This window comes from Streptomyces sp. NPDC031497 (assembly GCF_055580905.1).
This window is the reverse complement of sequence record NZ_JBVIKO010000002.1, coordinates 486,120-500,220: the sequence shown is the minus strand read 5'-3', so window position 1 is coordinate 500,220 and position 14,101 is coordinate 486,120. Positions and strand designations below refer to the sequence as shown.

At 72.3% G+C, this 14,101-nt stretch carries 10 protein-coding genes and 2 tRNA genes; 10 read left to right on the top strand and 2 right to left on the bottom strand.

From position 1 onward, the window contains the following. Window positions 1-83: 83 nt before the first annotated feature. From ACZ5K7_RS05575 to ACZ5K7_RS05535, 9 genes are all read left to right on the top strand, one after another. On the top strand, window positions 84-1,373 hold the full coding sequence (locus ACZ5K7_RS05575) for an extracellular solute-binding protein (protein WP_468910715.1): 1,290 nt from the start codon (window positions 84-86) through the stop codon (window positions 1,371-1,373). A 35-nt stretch (window positions 1,374-1,408) separates the two neighbouring features. Further along, window positions 1,409-2,326 carry a carbohydrate ABC transporter permease gene (locus tag ACZ5K7_RS05570; protein WP_351701313.1) on the top strand — a complete coding sequence of 306 codons (918 nt, stop codon included), beginning with the start codon at window positions 1,409-1,411 and terminating at the stop codon, window positions 2,324-2,326. 5 nt (window positions 2,327-2,331) lie between these two features. After that, on the top strand, window positions 2,332-3,177 hold the full coding sequence (locus tag ACZ5K7_RS05565; protein WP_468910711.1) for a carbohydrate ABC transporter permease: 846 nt from the start codon (window positions 2,332-2,334) through the stop codon (window positions 3,175-3,177). Between the two features lies 1 nt (window position 3,178). Then, on the top strand, window positions 3,179-4,828 hold the full coding sequence (locus ACZ5K7_RS05560; protein ID WP_468910708.1) for a beta-N-acetylhexosaminidase: 1,650 nt from the start codon (window positions 3,179-3,181) through the stop codon (window positions 4,826-4,828). 309 nt (window positions 4,829-5,137) lie between these two features. Beyond that, window positions 5,138-6,031 (top strand): FAD binding domain-containing protein, encoded by an 894-nt coding sequence (locus ACZ5K7_RS05555; protein WP_351701304.1) that lies wholly within the window; start codon window positions 5,138-5,140, stop codon window positions 6,029-6,031. Next, the gene (locus ACZ5K7_RS05550) at window positions 6,028-7,863 is read left to right on the top strand and encodes a (2Fe-2S)-binding protein (RefSeq protein ID WP_468910705.1); all 1,836 of its coding nucleotides are present in this window, start codon (window positions 6,028-6,030) and stop codon (window positions 7,861-7,863) included. Before ACZ5K7_RS05555 ends, ACZ5K7_RS05550 begins: the two co-directional genes overlap by 4 nt. Next, window positions 7,860-10,172: a xanthine dehydrogenase family protein molybdopterin-binding subunit gene (locus tag ACZ5K7_RS05545; RefSeq protein WP_351701298.1), complete on the top strand. Its 2,313-nt coding sequence runs from the start codon at window positions 7,860-7,862 to the stop codon at window positions 10,170-10,172. The genes ACZ5K7_RS05550 and ACZ5K7_RS05545 overlap by 4 nt, the downstream gene beginning before the upstream one ends. A 2-nt stretch (window positions 10,173-10,174) precedes the next feature. After that, entirely contained in the window at window positions 10,175-10,705 is a 531-nt protein-coding gene (locus ACZ5K7_RS05540) for an AAA family ATPase (RefSeq protein ID WP_351701571.1), read from the top strand. Window positions 10,706-10,876: 171 nt separating this feature from the next. After that, window positions 10,877-12,055: an SUKH-4 family immunity protein gene (locus ACZ5K7_RS05535; protein ID WP_351701295.1), complete on the top strand. Its 1,179-nt coding sequence runs from the start codon at window positions 10,877-10,879 to the stop codon at window positions 12,053-12,055. 139 nt (window positions 12,056-12,194) lie between these two features. Here the strand turns inward: ACZ5K7_RS05535 and ACZ5K7_RS05530 are convergent. After that, window positions 12,195-12,269: transfer RNA gene (locus ACZ5K7_RS05530), tRNA-Cys, on the bottom strand. A 20-nt stretch (window positions 12,270-12,289) separates the two neighbouring features. After that, window positions 12,290-12,386, bottom strand: a tRNA-OTHER gene (locus ACZ5K7_RS05525). 185 nt (window positions 12,387-12,571) lie between these two features. Between ACZ5K7_RS05525 and ACZ5K7_RS05520 the strand changes: the two genes are divergently transcribed. Next, window positions 12,572-14,005 (top strand): MFS transporter, encoded by a 1,434-nt coding sequence (locus ACZ5K7_RS05520; protein WP_468910700.1) that lies wholly within the window; start codon window positions 12,572-12,574, stop codon window positions 14,003-14,005. The last annotated feature ends 96 nt before the right edge of the window (window positions 14,006-14,101 follow it).

Below are 14,101 nucleotides of genomic sequence, written 5' to 3'. Positions count from 1 at the left end.
CCGTCGTTGCATATGTTGCAACGAATGCAGTGTGTGCAGTGCCTTGAACGCTTACGCTTCAGCGCGCCCCGGAGGGTCACTCCATGAAGCTCCCCGTCCCCGCATTCCTCGTCGCCGCCCTGTTCCTGGCGGCCTGCGCCCCGCAGACCTCCTCCAACTCCGCCTCCGACAAGGACGACAAGAGCGGCACCCTGCGGGTGTGGCTCTTCCAGGAGGTCGGCAACGACCCCAAGCAGAAGGTCGTCGACTCGGTCGTCGCCGACTTCGAGAAGGCGCACTCCGGCACCAAGGTCGACGTGGAGTACATCCCGGTCGACACCCGCGCGCAGCGGGTCAAGGCCGCGTTCAACGACCCGGAGTCGGCTCCGGACGTGATGGAGTACGGCAACACCGACACCGCCGGCTACGTACGGGACGGCGGGCTGCTCGACGTCACCAAGGACTTCGGGGCGTGGTCCCAGGCCAAGGACACCGACCCGACCGCACGCCAGTCGGTCACCGTCGCCGGCAAGGTCTACGGCGCCCCCTTCTACGTCGGCGTCCGCGCCCTCTACTACCGCACGGACGTCTTCAGGGAACTCGGCCTGAAGCCGCCGGCGACCCTGGCCGAGCTGGCGTCCACGGCCCGTGCCGTCCGCAAGGCCAAACCCGACCTGTACGGCCTGGTCGTCGGCGGCGCCTACACCTACGGCGCGATGCCCTTCATCTGGGCCGCCGGCGGCGAACTCGCCACGGCCAAGGGCACCTCGTACACCTCGGCGATCGACAGCGCGGCCGCCCAGAAGGGCATCAAGGAGTACACGGCACTCTTCGGCGACGACAACTGCCCGGCCGCCAAGTGCGCGGGCTTCGGCGGCAACGACACGGTCACCGCGTTCGCGGCCGGCAAGGCGGGCATGGCCATCGGCGGCGACTTCAGCCATGCGGCCGTGGAGGCGGGGACCGTCAAGGGCAAGTACGCGGTGGTGCCGCTGCCGGGGGCCACGGCCGGATCCGTCGCGCCGGCCTTCGCGGGCGGCAACAACATCGGGGTGCTGAAGAGCACGACGCACCGGACGCTGGCCGTCCAGCTGATGGAGGAGCTGACCGCCAAGAAGACGCAGGCGGCGATGTTCGACGCGATGGGTTTTCTGCCGACGTTCAAGGACGTCCGTGACCAGGCGGCGGCCAAGGAGCCGTTCGTGAAGCCGTTCGTGGCGACGCTGGCGGCCGGGACGAAGTTCGTGCCGGCCTCTGCCGGGTGGTCGGGGGTCGACTCCTCGCTGGTGCTGCCGACGATGTTCCAGGAGGTCATCAGCGGCAAGAAGAGTGTGGCGGCGGCCTCGGGGGAGGCGGCGGAGAAGATGGATGCGGCGTTCGGGGCGGCCGGGTGACGTCCACGGGGGTGGGGGCTGCGGCGCGTGGGCGGGTGCGGGACCGTCGTGGCCGGTCGCGCAGTTCCCCGCGCCCCCTGGCAAGTCGGGGTGTGCCCTGGCTTTATCTCGCGCCCGCTCTCGTGGTCCTCGGGGGGCTGCTGCTCTACCCCGTCTACCAGCTCGGGCTGATCTCCGTCTTCCGGTACACCCAGGCCCAGGTCAGTGGTGGTGAGCCGACCGCCTTTGTCGGGCTCGACAACTACTCGGAGGTCTTCGGCGACGACCAGTTCTGGTCGGTCCTGCTCGCCACCGTCCTCTTCGCCGCCGCCTGTGTCGTGTCGACGCTCGCCGTCGGGTGTGCGCTCGCCCTGTTGCTCACGCGGGTGCGGGCGGTGCCCCGGCTGGCGTTGATGCTCGCCGCGCTCGGGGCCTGGGCGACCCCGGCGGTCACCGGGTCGACCGTGTGGCTGTTCCTCTTCGACCCGGACTTCGGGCCCGTCGACCGTGTCCTCGGGCTCGGTGACCACTCCTGGACGTACGGGCGGTACAGCGCCTTCCTCCTCGTCCTGCTCGAAGTGGTCTGGTGCTCCTTCCCGTTCGTGATGGTCACCGTGTACGCCGGGATCCGTGCCGTACCGTCCGAGGTGCTGGAGGCCGCCGCGCTGGACGGTGCCTCGCAGTGGCGGATCTGGCGGTCGGTGCTGGCGCCGATGCTCCGGCCGATCCTGACGGTCGTCACCATCCAGTCGGTGATCTGGGACTTCAAGATCTTCACGCAGATCTATGTGATGACCGGCGGGGGCGGGATCGCCGGGCAGAACCTGGTGCTCAACGTGTACGCCTATCAGCAGGCCTTCGCGTCCTCGCAGTACGGGCTCGGCGCCGCCATCGGTGTCGTGACGCTGCTGATCCTGCTCGCCGTGACCCTCGGCTATCTGCGGCTGCTGCGCCGGCAGGGGGAGGAGCTGTGACCGTCGTGAATCTTGTGCGCGATCTGGTCCGGCGGCCGGGGCGGCTGGCCGCCGAGGCGGCGGCGCTGGCGATCGCCGCCGTGGTCGCCTTTCCGCTGTACTGGATGGTGCTGGGCGCCTTCAGACCGGCCGGTGAGATCGAGTCCGACCGGCCCCGGCCATGGACTCTCGCGCCCTCTCTGGACTCCTTCCGGCGGGTCTTCGGGCAGCAGGAATTCGGCCGCTACTTCGTCAACAGCCTTGTCGTCGCGGGCAGTGTGGTCATCGTCTCGGCGTTGATCGCCTTTCTCGCCGCGACCGCCGTCACACGATTCCGGTTCCGCTTCCGGACCACCCTGCTGATCATGTTTCTGGTGGCCCAGATGGTGCCCGTGGAGGCCCTCACCATCCCCTTGTTCTTCCAGATGCGGGACTTCGGTCTGCTGAACACGCTGGGCTCGCTGATCCTGCCCCACATCGCCTTCTCGCTGCCCTTCGCGATCTGGATGCTGCGGGGGTTCGTGAAAGGGGTGCCGCAGGCGCTGGAGGAGGCCGCGTACATCGACGGGGCGAGCCGGTCGCGCTTTCTCTGGCAGATCCTTTTCCCGCTCGTGCTGCCGGGTCTGGTGGCCACGAGCGTGTTTTCCTTCATCTCCGCCTGGAACGACTTCCTCTTCGCCAAGTCCTTCATCATCAGCGACACTTCGCAGTCCACGCTGCCGATGGCGCTGCTGGTGTTCTTCAAACCGGACGACCCGGACTGGGGCGGGGTCATGGCGGCGTCCACGGTGATGACGGTTCCGGTGCTGGTGTTCTTCGTACTCGTACAGCGACGGCTGGTCTCCGGACTGGCCGGAGCGGTCAAGGACTGACATGACTTCCGAAGTGGATCTGATTCCGGCGCCGCGCGCGATCGAGGGGCCGATGCGATGCGGTGTCCTGTTCGACGAGGACACCGCCCTGTGGGCCGCCCCGGGTACCGAGGGGACCGAACGCTGGCTGCGCTCGACTCTCGGCGCGGCCCTCGGGCTGCCGCTGCGGCCCGGCACCGAGGACGCCCGCGACTCCGTACGGCTGTGCCTGGACGACTCGCTGGAGCCCGAGGCGTACCGGTTGAGCGTGATCGCGAACTGGGGGGTCGAGATCCGCGGCGGCGGTCCGGCCGGGGTCTTCTGGGGCGCCCAGACCCTGCGCCAGTTGCTGGGGCCGGAGGCCTTCCGTCGTGCGCCCGTGCGTCCCGGGATCCGGTTCGGAATCCCGCACCAGATCATCGAGGACGCCCCCCGATTCCGCTGGCGCGGCCTCATGCTCGACGTCGCCCGGCACTTCATGCCGAAGGAAGGCGTCCTGCGCTACCTGGATCTCATGGCGGCGCACAAACTCAACGTCTTCCACTTCCATCTGACGGACGACCAGGGCTGGCGCATCCAGATCGAGCGCCACCCCCGGCTCACCGAGGTCGGCTCCTGGCGGGCCCGCACGAAATTCGGCCACCGGGCCTCACCGCTGTGGGAGGAGAAGCCGCACGGCGGCTACTACACCCAGGACGACATCCGGGAGATCGTCGCCTACGCGGCCGCACGGCATATCACGGTCGTCCCCGAAATCGACGTGCCCGGCCACTCGCAGGCCGCCATCGCCGCGTATCCGGAACTCGGCAACACCGACGTCATCGACACCGCCTCCCTGACCGTCTGGGACTCCTGGGGGATCTGTCCGAACGTACTCGCCCCCACTGACAACACCCTGCGCTTCTACGAGGGGGTGTTCGAGGAAGTGCTGGAGCTGTTCCCGGCCGACGCCGCCGAGTTCTCGGCGTTCATTCACGTCGGCGGTGACGAATGCCCCAAGGACCAGTGGCGGGCCTCGCCGGCCGCGCAGGCGCGGAGGAAGGAACTCGGGCTCGCCGACGAGGACGAGTTGCAGTCGTGGTTCATCCGTCACTTCGCCAAGTGGCTTTCCGCGCGCGGGCGCAGACTGATCGGCTGGGACGAGATCCTGGAGGGCGGGCTCGCCGAGGGCGTGGCCGTGTCGTCGTGGCGCGGTTACGGCGGCGGGATCGCGGCCGCGCGGGCCGGACACGACGTCGTCATGTGCCCCGAGCAGCACGTGTACCTGGACCACCGGCAGGCCGACGGCGCCGACGAGCCCGTGCCGATCGGATACGTCCGCACCCTGGAGGACGTGTACCGGTTCGAGCCCGTTCCGCCGGGCCTCGACGCGTCCGAGGCGGGTCAGGTGCTGGGCGCCCAGGCCAACGTCTGGACCGAGGTGATGGAGGACCACGCGCGCGTGGACTACCAGGCCTTCCCCCGGCTGGCCGCCTTCGCCGAGGTCGCCTGGAGCGCCCTCCCGGCCCCGGAGCAGCGGGACTTCGCCGGCTTCGAGCACCGTATGGCCGCCCATTACCGGAGGCTGGACGCCCTGGGGGTCGCCTACCGCCGGCCGGCCGGACCGCTGCCGTGGCAGCGGCGCCCCGGGGTGCCGGGCCGCCCGATCGACGGTCCGCCCCCGAACCGCTAGCCCCTGCCCGGCCTCGCTCCGGCTCCCCCTCCCGCGGTTCCTCCCGGCCCCTGTCCGCCCCTCTCCCCGCTCCGAACACGGAAGGGAAAAAGACCCCAAGGATCACCGAAGAGTGTCAATCGGTACGCACTGGTGATGGTGTACGAAAACGGACCAAGTTGCCGGTGAGGTGGGCGAATGCCTCCTAGCGGACCCGTGCGTTCGAGGCTTGCGAAGATGTGCCAGAGTTGCCACGTCCGCCCTGTGAGCACGTACCGTACGGCCACACAGGTGGGACCAGGTGGGGGCAGCGGGAAGGGGCAGCCGGTTTTGACCACGCACGCACCGCAGGCGGCGCAGGCCGTCACGCTGCCCACGACGCTGAACGAAGCCGTGGCGGCCCTCACCGCCATGCCCGCCGCGGTCCCCGTGGCGGGCGGCACCGACCTGATGGCCGCCGTCAACTCCGGGCAGCTCCGGCCCGCCGCCCTGGTCGGCCTCGGCCGGATCAGCGAGATCCGCGGCTGGCAGTACCAGGACGGCAACGCGCTGCTCGGCGCCGGACTCACGCACGCGCGCATGGGCCGCCCCGACTTCGCGGCCCTGATCCCGGCGCTCGCCGCCGCCGCGCGGGCCGCGGGTCCGCCGCACATCCGCAACGCGGGCACCCTGGGCGGCAACATCGCCACGGCCGCGCCCACCGGCGACGCGCTGCCGGTGCTCGCCGCCCTGGAGGCGACGCTGATCATCGCCGGACCGGGCGGATCCCGTCGGGAGATCCCGGTGTCGCACCTGCTGGCCGGGGTGGAGATGCTCCGCGGCGGCGAGCTGATCGGCTTTGTGCGCGTGCCGCTGCTGCACGCCCCGCAGGTCTTCCTGAAGGCCACGGGCCGCACCGGACCCGGCCGCTCGGTGGCCTCCGTGGCGCTCGTCCTCGACCCCGCCCGACGCGGGGTCAGATGCGCCGTCGGAGCCATAGCGCCGATGCCGCTGCGGCCGCTGGAGGCCGAGCAGTGGGTGGCCCGGCTGATCGACTGGGACAACGACCGCGCACTCGTCCCGGAGGCGCTGCACGCCTTCGGCGAGTACGTCGCGGCCGCCTGCATCCCCGACCCGGCACCCGAGCCGGACGGCTCGGTGCCCCCGCTTCCGCCTGCCGTACTGCACCTGCGGCGCACCGTCGCCGCGCTGGCCCGACGAGCACTGGGGAGGGCGCTGTCATGACCGACGAACAGCACGGAGAGGGCGCGCCCTCGGGTGGCGGCCGCTGGGACCCGCTGCCCCAGGGCGACTACGACGACGGCGCGACCGCCTTCGTGAAACTCCCCGAGGGCGGCATCGAGGCCCTGCTGGCCCGTGACAGCCCCCTGGCCGCGCCCGGGCACGGTTACGTGCCGCCGCAGATAGCGGTCGCCCCCGGCACCGAGACCTGGGGCACGCCCGCCGACGGCGCCCAGTGGCCCGACCCGAACGCGGTCCCCCAGGAGCGGCCCGCCGACGACCGGTTCACGTACCACCCGGCGGCGACCCAGCAGTGGACGTACGAGGAGCCGCCGCCTGCGCCCGGTCACGATGTGACCGGGCAGTGGTCCATCCCGGTCGCGAGCGGTGATGTTCCGGACGAATCGGGCGAGTTCACTACATCCGCCCTCATGGAGCAGTGGGGCGGCACGCCGCCGGCGACCCTGCCGGGCGGCGCGTCCGCACCCTGGGCCACCGAGGCGCACGCCTGGGAGCACTCCACGGAGGCCCCTGGAGCGCCCTCAGGCGCCCCGGTGGGCCATGACGGCACTCCGGCCCCGGGTTTCCCTCTCGAGGTCGCCGGTGCGGCGCCTGCGCCCGGCGCGGTCGTGGCGAACGAACCGGGCGAACAGGTCGATACGGGCGAACTCCGGGCGGTCGGCCCGTCACTTGACGCCGCCGCACGCCGCGCGGTCGGCGAGTCGCCCGGCACCGGCGCCCCGCACGGCGCCGGCCAGTCGCACGGCACCGGCCGGCCGGCCGCGCCCGGCGGTCCGGCCGACACCGGTGAACGGACCTCGGCCGGAGACGAGGCCGCGGCCGGCCACCCGGCCCCCGCGGGCAACGCGGCCCTGATCGACGACAACGCGGCCGCCACCCGCCCGGCCGAAGCCGGCGAACCCCACGGCGCGCCCGCCCAGCACCCCGCCGGACGCTTCGACCCGCATCACCCCACCGCCGACCCGCGGGCCGCCGACGGCGAGGCGCCCCCGCAGGGGCCACCCGCACCCGACGACGAAGGCCGCACGGGTGCCGCGCACGGCGAGGAACACGCCGAAGGCGAAGCCGAGGCGGTCGACGACCACCCCCTCGCCTCCTACGTCCTCCGCGTCAACGCCACCGACCGCCCCGTCACCGACGCCTGGATCGGCGAGTCGCTCCTCTACGTCCTCCGCGAACGCCTCGGCCTGGCCGGCGCCAAGGACGGCTGCTCCCAGGGCGAATGCGGCGCGTGCAACGTCCAGGTCGACGGCCGCCTGGTCGCCTCCTGCCTGGTCCCCGCGGTCACCGCCGCCGGCAGCGAGGTCCGCACGGTCGAGGGCCTCGCCCAGGACGGCCGGCCCTCCGACGTCCAACGCGCGCTCGCCCTCCGCGGAGCCGTCCAGTGCGGCTTCTGCGTCCCGGGCATGGCCATGACCGTCCACGACCTGCTGGAAGGCAACCCGGCCCCCACCGAGATGGAGACCCGCCAGGCCCTGTGCGGCAACCTCTGCCGCTGCTCGGGCTACCGGGGCGTCCTGGACGCCGTCCAGGAGGTCGTCGCCGAACGCGAGGCACACGCCGCCGCCGACGCTGAGACGGACGGCGACGAGGCCCGTATTCCGCATCAGGCGGGACCGGGAGCCGGCGGCGTCAACGCGTCGGCGTTCGACTCCCCGGGCACCTTCGCGTCTCCCGCCCAGCGCGAGCAGTCGTCGTACGACGCCCGGCGCGAGCAGTCGTACGACCAGGCGTACGGCGGTGACCAGACGTTCGGCGACCAGAGTCAGAGCTACGGCGACCAGCCCTACGGCTCGGACGGAGGCCAGGCGTGACCAACGAGACCGTCACCACGACCACCGCCGCGGACAGCGCCGACCCCGTCCCCGAGCCGCCGCCGCACGGCCTCGGCGTGTCGCTGCCGCCCGCCGACGCGCGCGCGAAGACCGAGGGCACCTTCCCGTACGCCGCCGACCTGTGGGCCGAGGGCCTGCTGTGGGCGGCCGTGCTGCGCTCCCCGCACCCGCACGCGCGCATCGTGTCGATCGACACCAGCCACGCGCGCGAGATGCCCGGGGTACGGGCCGTCGTCACCCACGAGGACGTGCCCGGCACCCCCCGCCACGGCCGGGGCACCCCGGACCGCCCGGTGTTCGCCGCCGACGTCGTACGGCACCACGGCGAGCCCATCGCCGCCGTCGCCGCCGACCACCCCGACACCGCCCGCATGGCCGCCGCCGCCGTCATCGTCGAGTACGAGGTACTCGACCCGGTCATCGACCCCGAGCAGTCCTTCGAGGCCGAGCCGCTGCACCCCGACGGCAACCTGATCCGGCACATCCCGCTGCGCCACGGCGACCCGGACGCGGCCGGCGAGATCGTCGTCGAGGGCCAGTACCGCATCGGCCGCGCCGACCCGGCCCCCATCGGCGCCGAGGCCGGACTCGCCGTGCCCCGCCCCGACGGCGGGGTCGAGCTGTACCTGGCCTCCACCGACCCGCACGCCGACCGCAACACGGCCGCCGCCTGCTACGGCCTGTCGCTCGAACAGGTGAAGATCGTCGTCACCGGTGTGCCGGGCGCCACCGCCGACCGCGAGGACCAGGGCTTCCAGCTGCCGCTCGGCCTGCTCGCCCTGAAGACCGGCTGCCCGGTCAAACTCACCGCCACGCGCGAGGAGTCCTTCCTCGGCCACGCCCACCGCCACCCCACCCTGCTCCGCTACCGGCACCACGCCGACGCCGACGGCAAGCTGGTCAAGGTCGAGGCCCAGGTCCTGCTCGACGCGGGCGCCTACGCCGACACCTCCGCCGAGTCCCTGGCCGCCGCGGTCTCCTTCGCCTGCGGCCCGTACGTCGTCCCGAACGCCTTCATCGAGGGCTGGGCCGTGCGCACCAACAACCCGCCCTCCGGCCACGTCCGCGGCGAGGGCGCCATGCAGGTGTGCGCCGCCTACGAGGCGCAGATGGACAAGCTGGCGAAGAAGCTCGGCATCGACCCCGCCGAGATCCGCCTGCGCAACGCCCTCGCGACCGGCGACGTCCTGCCCATCGGCCAGACGGTGACCTGCCCGGCCCCCGTCGCCGAGCTGCTCCAGGCGGTACGGGACTTCCCGCTGCCCGCGCTCCCCAAGGACACCCCCGAGGACGAGTGGCTGCTGCCCGGCGGCCCCGAGGGCGCGGGCGAGCCGGGCGCGGTGCGCCGGGGCGTCGGCTACGGCCTCGGCATGGTCCACATGCTCGGCGCCGAGGGCGCCGACGAGGTCTCGACGGCCACCGTCAAGGTCCACGACGGCATCGCGACCGTGCTCTGCGCCGCCGTGGAGACCGGCCAGGGCTTCACCACCCTGGCCCGCCAGATCGTCCAGGACACCCTCGGCATCGACGAGGTCCACGTGGCCCCCGTCGACACCGACCAGCCGCCGGCCGGCCCCGGCTGCCGCGGCCGCCACACCTGGGTCTCCGGCGGAGCCGTCGAACGCGCGGCCAAGATGGTCCGCACCCAGCTCCTCCAGCCCCTCGCCCACAAGTTCGGCATGTCCACCGAACTGCTCCAGATCACCGACGGCAAGATCACGTCGTACGACGGCGTCCTGTCGACCACCGTCACCGAGGCGATGGACGGCAAGGAACTGTGGGCCACCGCACAGTGCCGCCCGCACCCGACCGAGCCGCTGAACGCGGAGGGCCAGGGCGACGCCTTCGTCGGCCTCGCCTTCTGCGCGATCCGCGCGGTCGTCGACGTCGACATCGAACTCGGCTCGGTGCGGGTCGTGGAGCTGGCCGTCGCCCAGGACGTGGGCCGGATCCTCAACCCGGCGCAGCTCAACGCGCGGATCGAGGCCGGTGTCACCCAGGGCGTCGGCATCGCGCTCACGGAGAACCTGCGCACCCCGCGCGGGCTGATCCGCCACCCCGACCTCACCGGATACGCCCTGCCGACCGCCCTGGACGCGCCGGACATCCGGATCGTCAGGCTCGTCGAGGAACGGGACGTGGTCGCTCCCTTCGGAGCCAAGTCGGTCAGCGCGGTACCGGTCGTGACCTCCCCCGCGGCCATCGCCTCCGCCGTCCGCGCGGCGACCGGCCGCCCGGTCAACCGCCTCCCGATCCGCCCGCAGGCGGCGGTGGTCACGGGCCAGTGAGCCTGTCCGGGGTCGTCGTGATCGCGGGGATCATGGCGTCGGGCAAGTCGACGGTCGCCCAGGCGCTGGCGGAGCGACTGCCCCGCGCCGCACACGTGCGCGGCGACGTCTTCCGCCGGATGATCGTCTCCGGCCGGGCGGAGTACACGCCCGGGGCCTCCGCGGAAGCGACCGCCCAACTCCGCCTCCGCTACGACCTGTCGGCGGCGACGGCGGACGCCTACGCGGCGGCCGGCTTCACGGCGATCGTCCAGGACGTGCTGCTGGGCCCCGAGCTGACCTCGTACGTCGAACGGATCCGCACCCGCCCGCTGTACGTCGTCGTCCTCGCCCCCAGCCCCGAGGCGGTGGCACAGCGGGAGGCCGGGCGGCCGAAGACCGGCTACGGACCCGCGTGGACGATCGCCGACCTGGACGCCGAACTACGGCTGAACACCGAGGCGTTGGGGCTGTGGCTGGACACCTCGGCGTTGACCGTGGAACAGACGGTGGCGGCGATTCTCACCGGGACGGAACGGGCGAGGGTCGCCTGACGTCCTTTTCAACGGGGCGTTGTCAGTGGCGCGGCGTAGTGTTCTGGGCAGTGGGGACGGCCGTTTCGGAGGGGAAGCCCGGACGGCAGGCCATGCCCTGCTCAGGACGACCTACGGCACACCACTCCGACCCACTTGCGTTTCCTGAACTCTTTGATCGCGGGGGCAGCGATGAGCACGACCAGCACGACCGGCAGCGGTGCGGCGGCGATCACGCTGACCGAGGCAGAACTGGACCGTTACATCACGCACGAACCGACCCGCATGTGGCTCACCGGCCCCGGACTCCCCGACACCGGCGGCCTGTTGACGTTCGAACCGCTACGCACGACCGGCCTGCGCACGCTCGCCGACGTCGCGGACATCACGGCCGGCCCGTCCCGGCTCGCGGAGGAACTCCGGGACCGCCTGGTGATAGGCGAGCTGTTGGCCCCGGCCGGCCTGGACACGGAGTCGATCCTCCTCGACGGCGGCACCGGCGAGATCACCACGGCCTACCTGGTCGATCCGACCGAGCCGCGCCCGCTGGCGCCCTCGCTGGAGACGCTGCTGCGCTTCGCCGCGGTCACCGAGGAACTGACCGGCCTGCGCGGCCGTTTCGCCTCCCTCGCCGGGACCTACGGCACCAAGGCGGCCACCGAGGCCTCCCGCAAGCTCCTGGAGCTCTTCGAGGAGGGCACGGCCGGCCGGGTCCCGCCGTACTGGAAGGCGACGGCGCTGATCCGCCCGCTCAGCCTCGTCGCGGGCCCCGGCACGGACTCCGGGCTCGCCGTCGACCTGCCGGCCCGGCTGCTGGACCAGGAGTTCGGGCAGGGCCGGGTGGCCCGCTTCGAGGAGGTCGACTTCCCGCCGACGCTCACCCACGAGCCGACCCGCCGCTTCCTGCGCGAGACCGGTCTCCCGGAGGACGCGGTCCTCTTCCTCCTCGACCCGGACGCCCCGCTGCCCACCCTCAAGGAGTACTTCACCGACATACAGCCGGGCCGCTTCCCCCTGGACGCCCTGCCGCCCCACGCCGACCACCTCATACGCCTCGGCTACCTGGTCGAGGAGAACAGCCTGGTCGTGGACGGCACCACGGGCGCGATCCTCAACTTCTCCCAGCCCGAGGCGACCCTCTACCCCCTCAACACGGACATCTCCACGCTCGCCTTCACCCTGTGGCTCCTCCACCACGAGCGCACCATCGACGAACACCTGGGCCACGAACTCACCACGGAGGCCTACGACCAGCTCGCCGCGACCATGCTCCACACCCTGGCGACGATCGACCCGACCCCCACGACGATGGACGCCGACTGGCACTACTGGACCGAACTCTTCCAGGACGAGGCGGGCGGGGTGCTCTGAGCGGCCGTGGGCAAGGGGCGAGGAGTCAGCTCACCAGGCCCCGGCGGTAGGCGTGGACGACCGCCCGGACGCGGTCGCGCAGGCCGAAGGGCGGCACCCCTTCGGGGATGCCGCCCTTCGCTCCGCCTGGTCAGGCAGGTGGAGGCCATGGCGGGAATCGAACCCGCGTAACTCGCTTTGCAGGCGAGTCCCTAAACCACTCGGGCACACGGCCGGGAACAGCTTCTTCCTTCACGGCCGTGGTGGGGTCGAACCCGCGTGACTCCCCGCGAGCGGAGCTCGCTGACGGATGCAGCGCAGGCGAGCCCCTGAACCACTCGGGCACACGGCCGTGTCGGTGATTCGAAGGTACGGGTGGGTGGGGGAGGGGCTCAAGAGGGGCGGTGGGGCTGCAACGGGACTGCCATGTGGCGTTCATGAATGGGGGGGCGAACGGGGGGTCTACGACCAAGGTCCGAGGTGAGGTGGGGCTCGTGACAGGGGTCAAAGTGGGGCTTGGGCCTTACCGTGGTGAGCATGACCGCCCTTGAGCCCAGCGACGCCGTTGTCGCAGATGAGACGACCCGTGACGCGGCCCGTGGCGAGGGTGTGCTGGGGCGGTCGTACCGGGCGCTGAGCGTCGGGATCGTGTCCGTGGTGCTGCTGATCGCCTTCGAGGCGACCGCCGTCGGGACGGCGATGCCCGTGGCGGCCCGGGACCTGCACGGGGTGCCGCTGTACGCGTTCGCCTTCTCCGGGTACTTCACGACCAGTCTGTTCGGGATGGTGCTGGCCGGGCAGTGGTCGGACCGGAGGGGGCCGCTCGGGGCGCTGACGACCGGGATCGGGGCCTTCGCCGCGGGGCTGGTCGTCGCCGGGACCGCGCAGGTCATGTGGGTGTTCATCCTGGGGCGGGCCGTGCAGGGGTTCGGGGGCGGGCTGGTCATCGTCGCGCTGTACGTGGTCGTGGGGCGGGCCTATCCGGAGCGGTTGCGGCCCGCGATCATGGCCGCCTTCGCCGCCGGCTGGGTGGTGCCGTCCATCGTCGGGCCGCTGGCCGCCGGGGCGGTGACCGAGCACCTCGGGTGGCGGTGGGTGTTCCTCGGAATCCCGGCGCTCGTGGTCTTTCCGGTGGCGCTGGCCCTTCCCCAGATACGTCGGCGGGCCGGCGGGCCGGTCGCGGAAGGGGCGCGGGAGACCTTCGCACGGCGGCGGATCCGGCTCGCGTTCGGTATCTCTCTCGGTGCGGGGCTGCTGCAGTACGCGGCTCAGGACCTGCGGTGGGTGTCCCTGCTGCCGGCGGCCGTCGGGGGTGCGTTGCTGGTCCCGGCCGTGCTCGGGCTGCTGCCGCGCGGGACCTACCGTGCGGCCCGCGGGCTGCCGTCGGTGGTCCTGTTGCGCGGGGTCGCGGCCGGCGCGTTCGTCTCCGCCGAGTCCTTCGTGCCGCTGATGCTCGTCACCCAGCGGGGCCTGTCGCCGACCCTCGCGGGGTTCTCGCTGGCCGCGGGCGGGGTGACCTGGGCGCTGGGTTCGTGGGTGCAGGCGCGGCCGCGCGTGGCGCCGTACCGGGAACGGCTGATGACTCTCGGGATGGTGCTGGTCGCCATGGCGATCGCCGCCGCGCCCAGTGTGCTCGTGCCCGGCGTGCCCGTGTGGATCGTCGCCGTCGCCTGGGCCTTCGGCTGCTTCGGGATGGGTCTGGTGATCGCCTCGTCCAGCGTGCTGATGCTCCGGCTCTCCGCCCCGCAGGAGGCCGGCGCCAACTCGGCCGCCCTGCAGATCTCCGACGCCCTGTCGAACGTGGTGCTGCTCGCCGTGGCCGGCGCCGCCTTCGCCTCCCTCGGCGGCGGCAGCATGACGGGGACGGCCGGTTCCGGTTCCCATCCGGTCGCCTTCGCCGTCGTGTTCCTGCCGATGGCCGCCGTGGCGCTCGTCGGGGTCTGGGTGACGACCCGGCTTCGTGATCTGTGACGTGAGTCCCACCCGGGGGTGAGGCGGCCTTGTCCGCGCGTTGACCGCCATGGGGCGCCGGTAGGGTGGCCCGGTTGTCATACGCATACGTAGCCG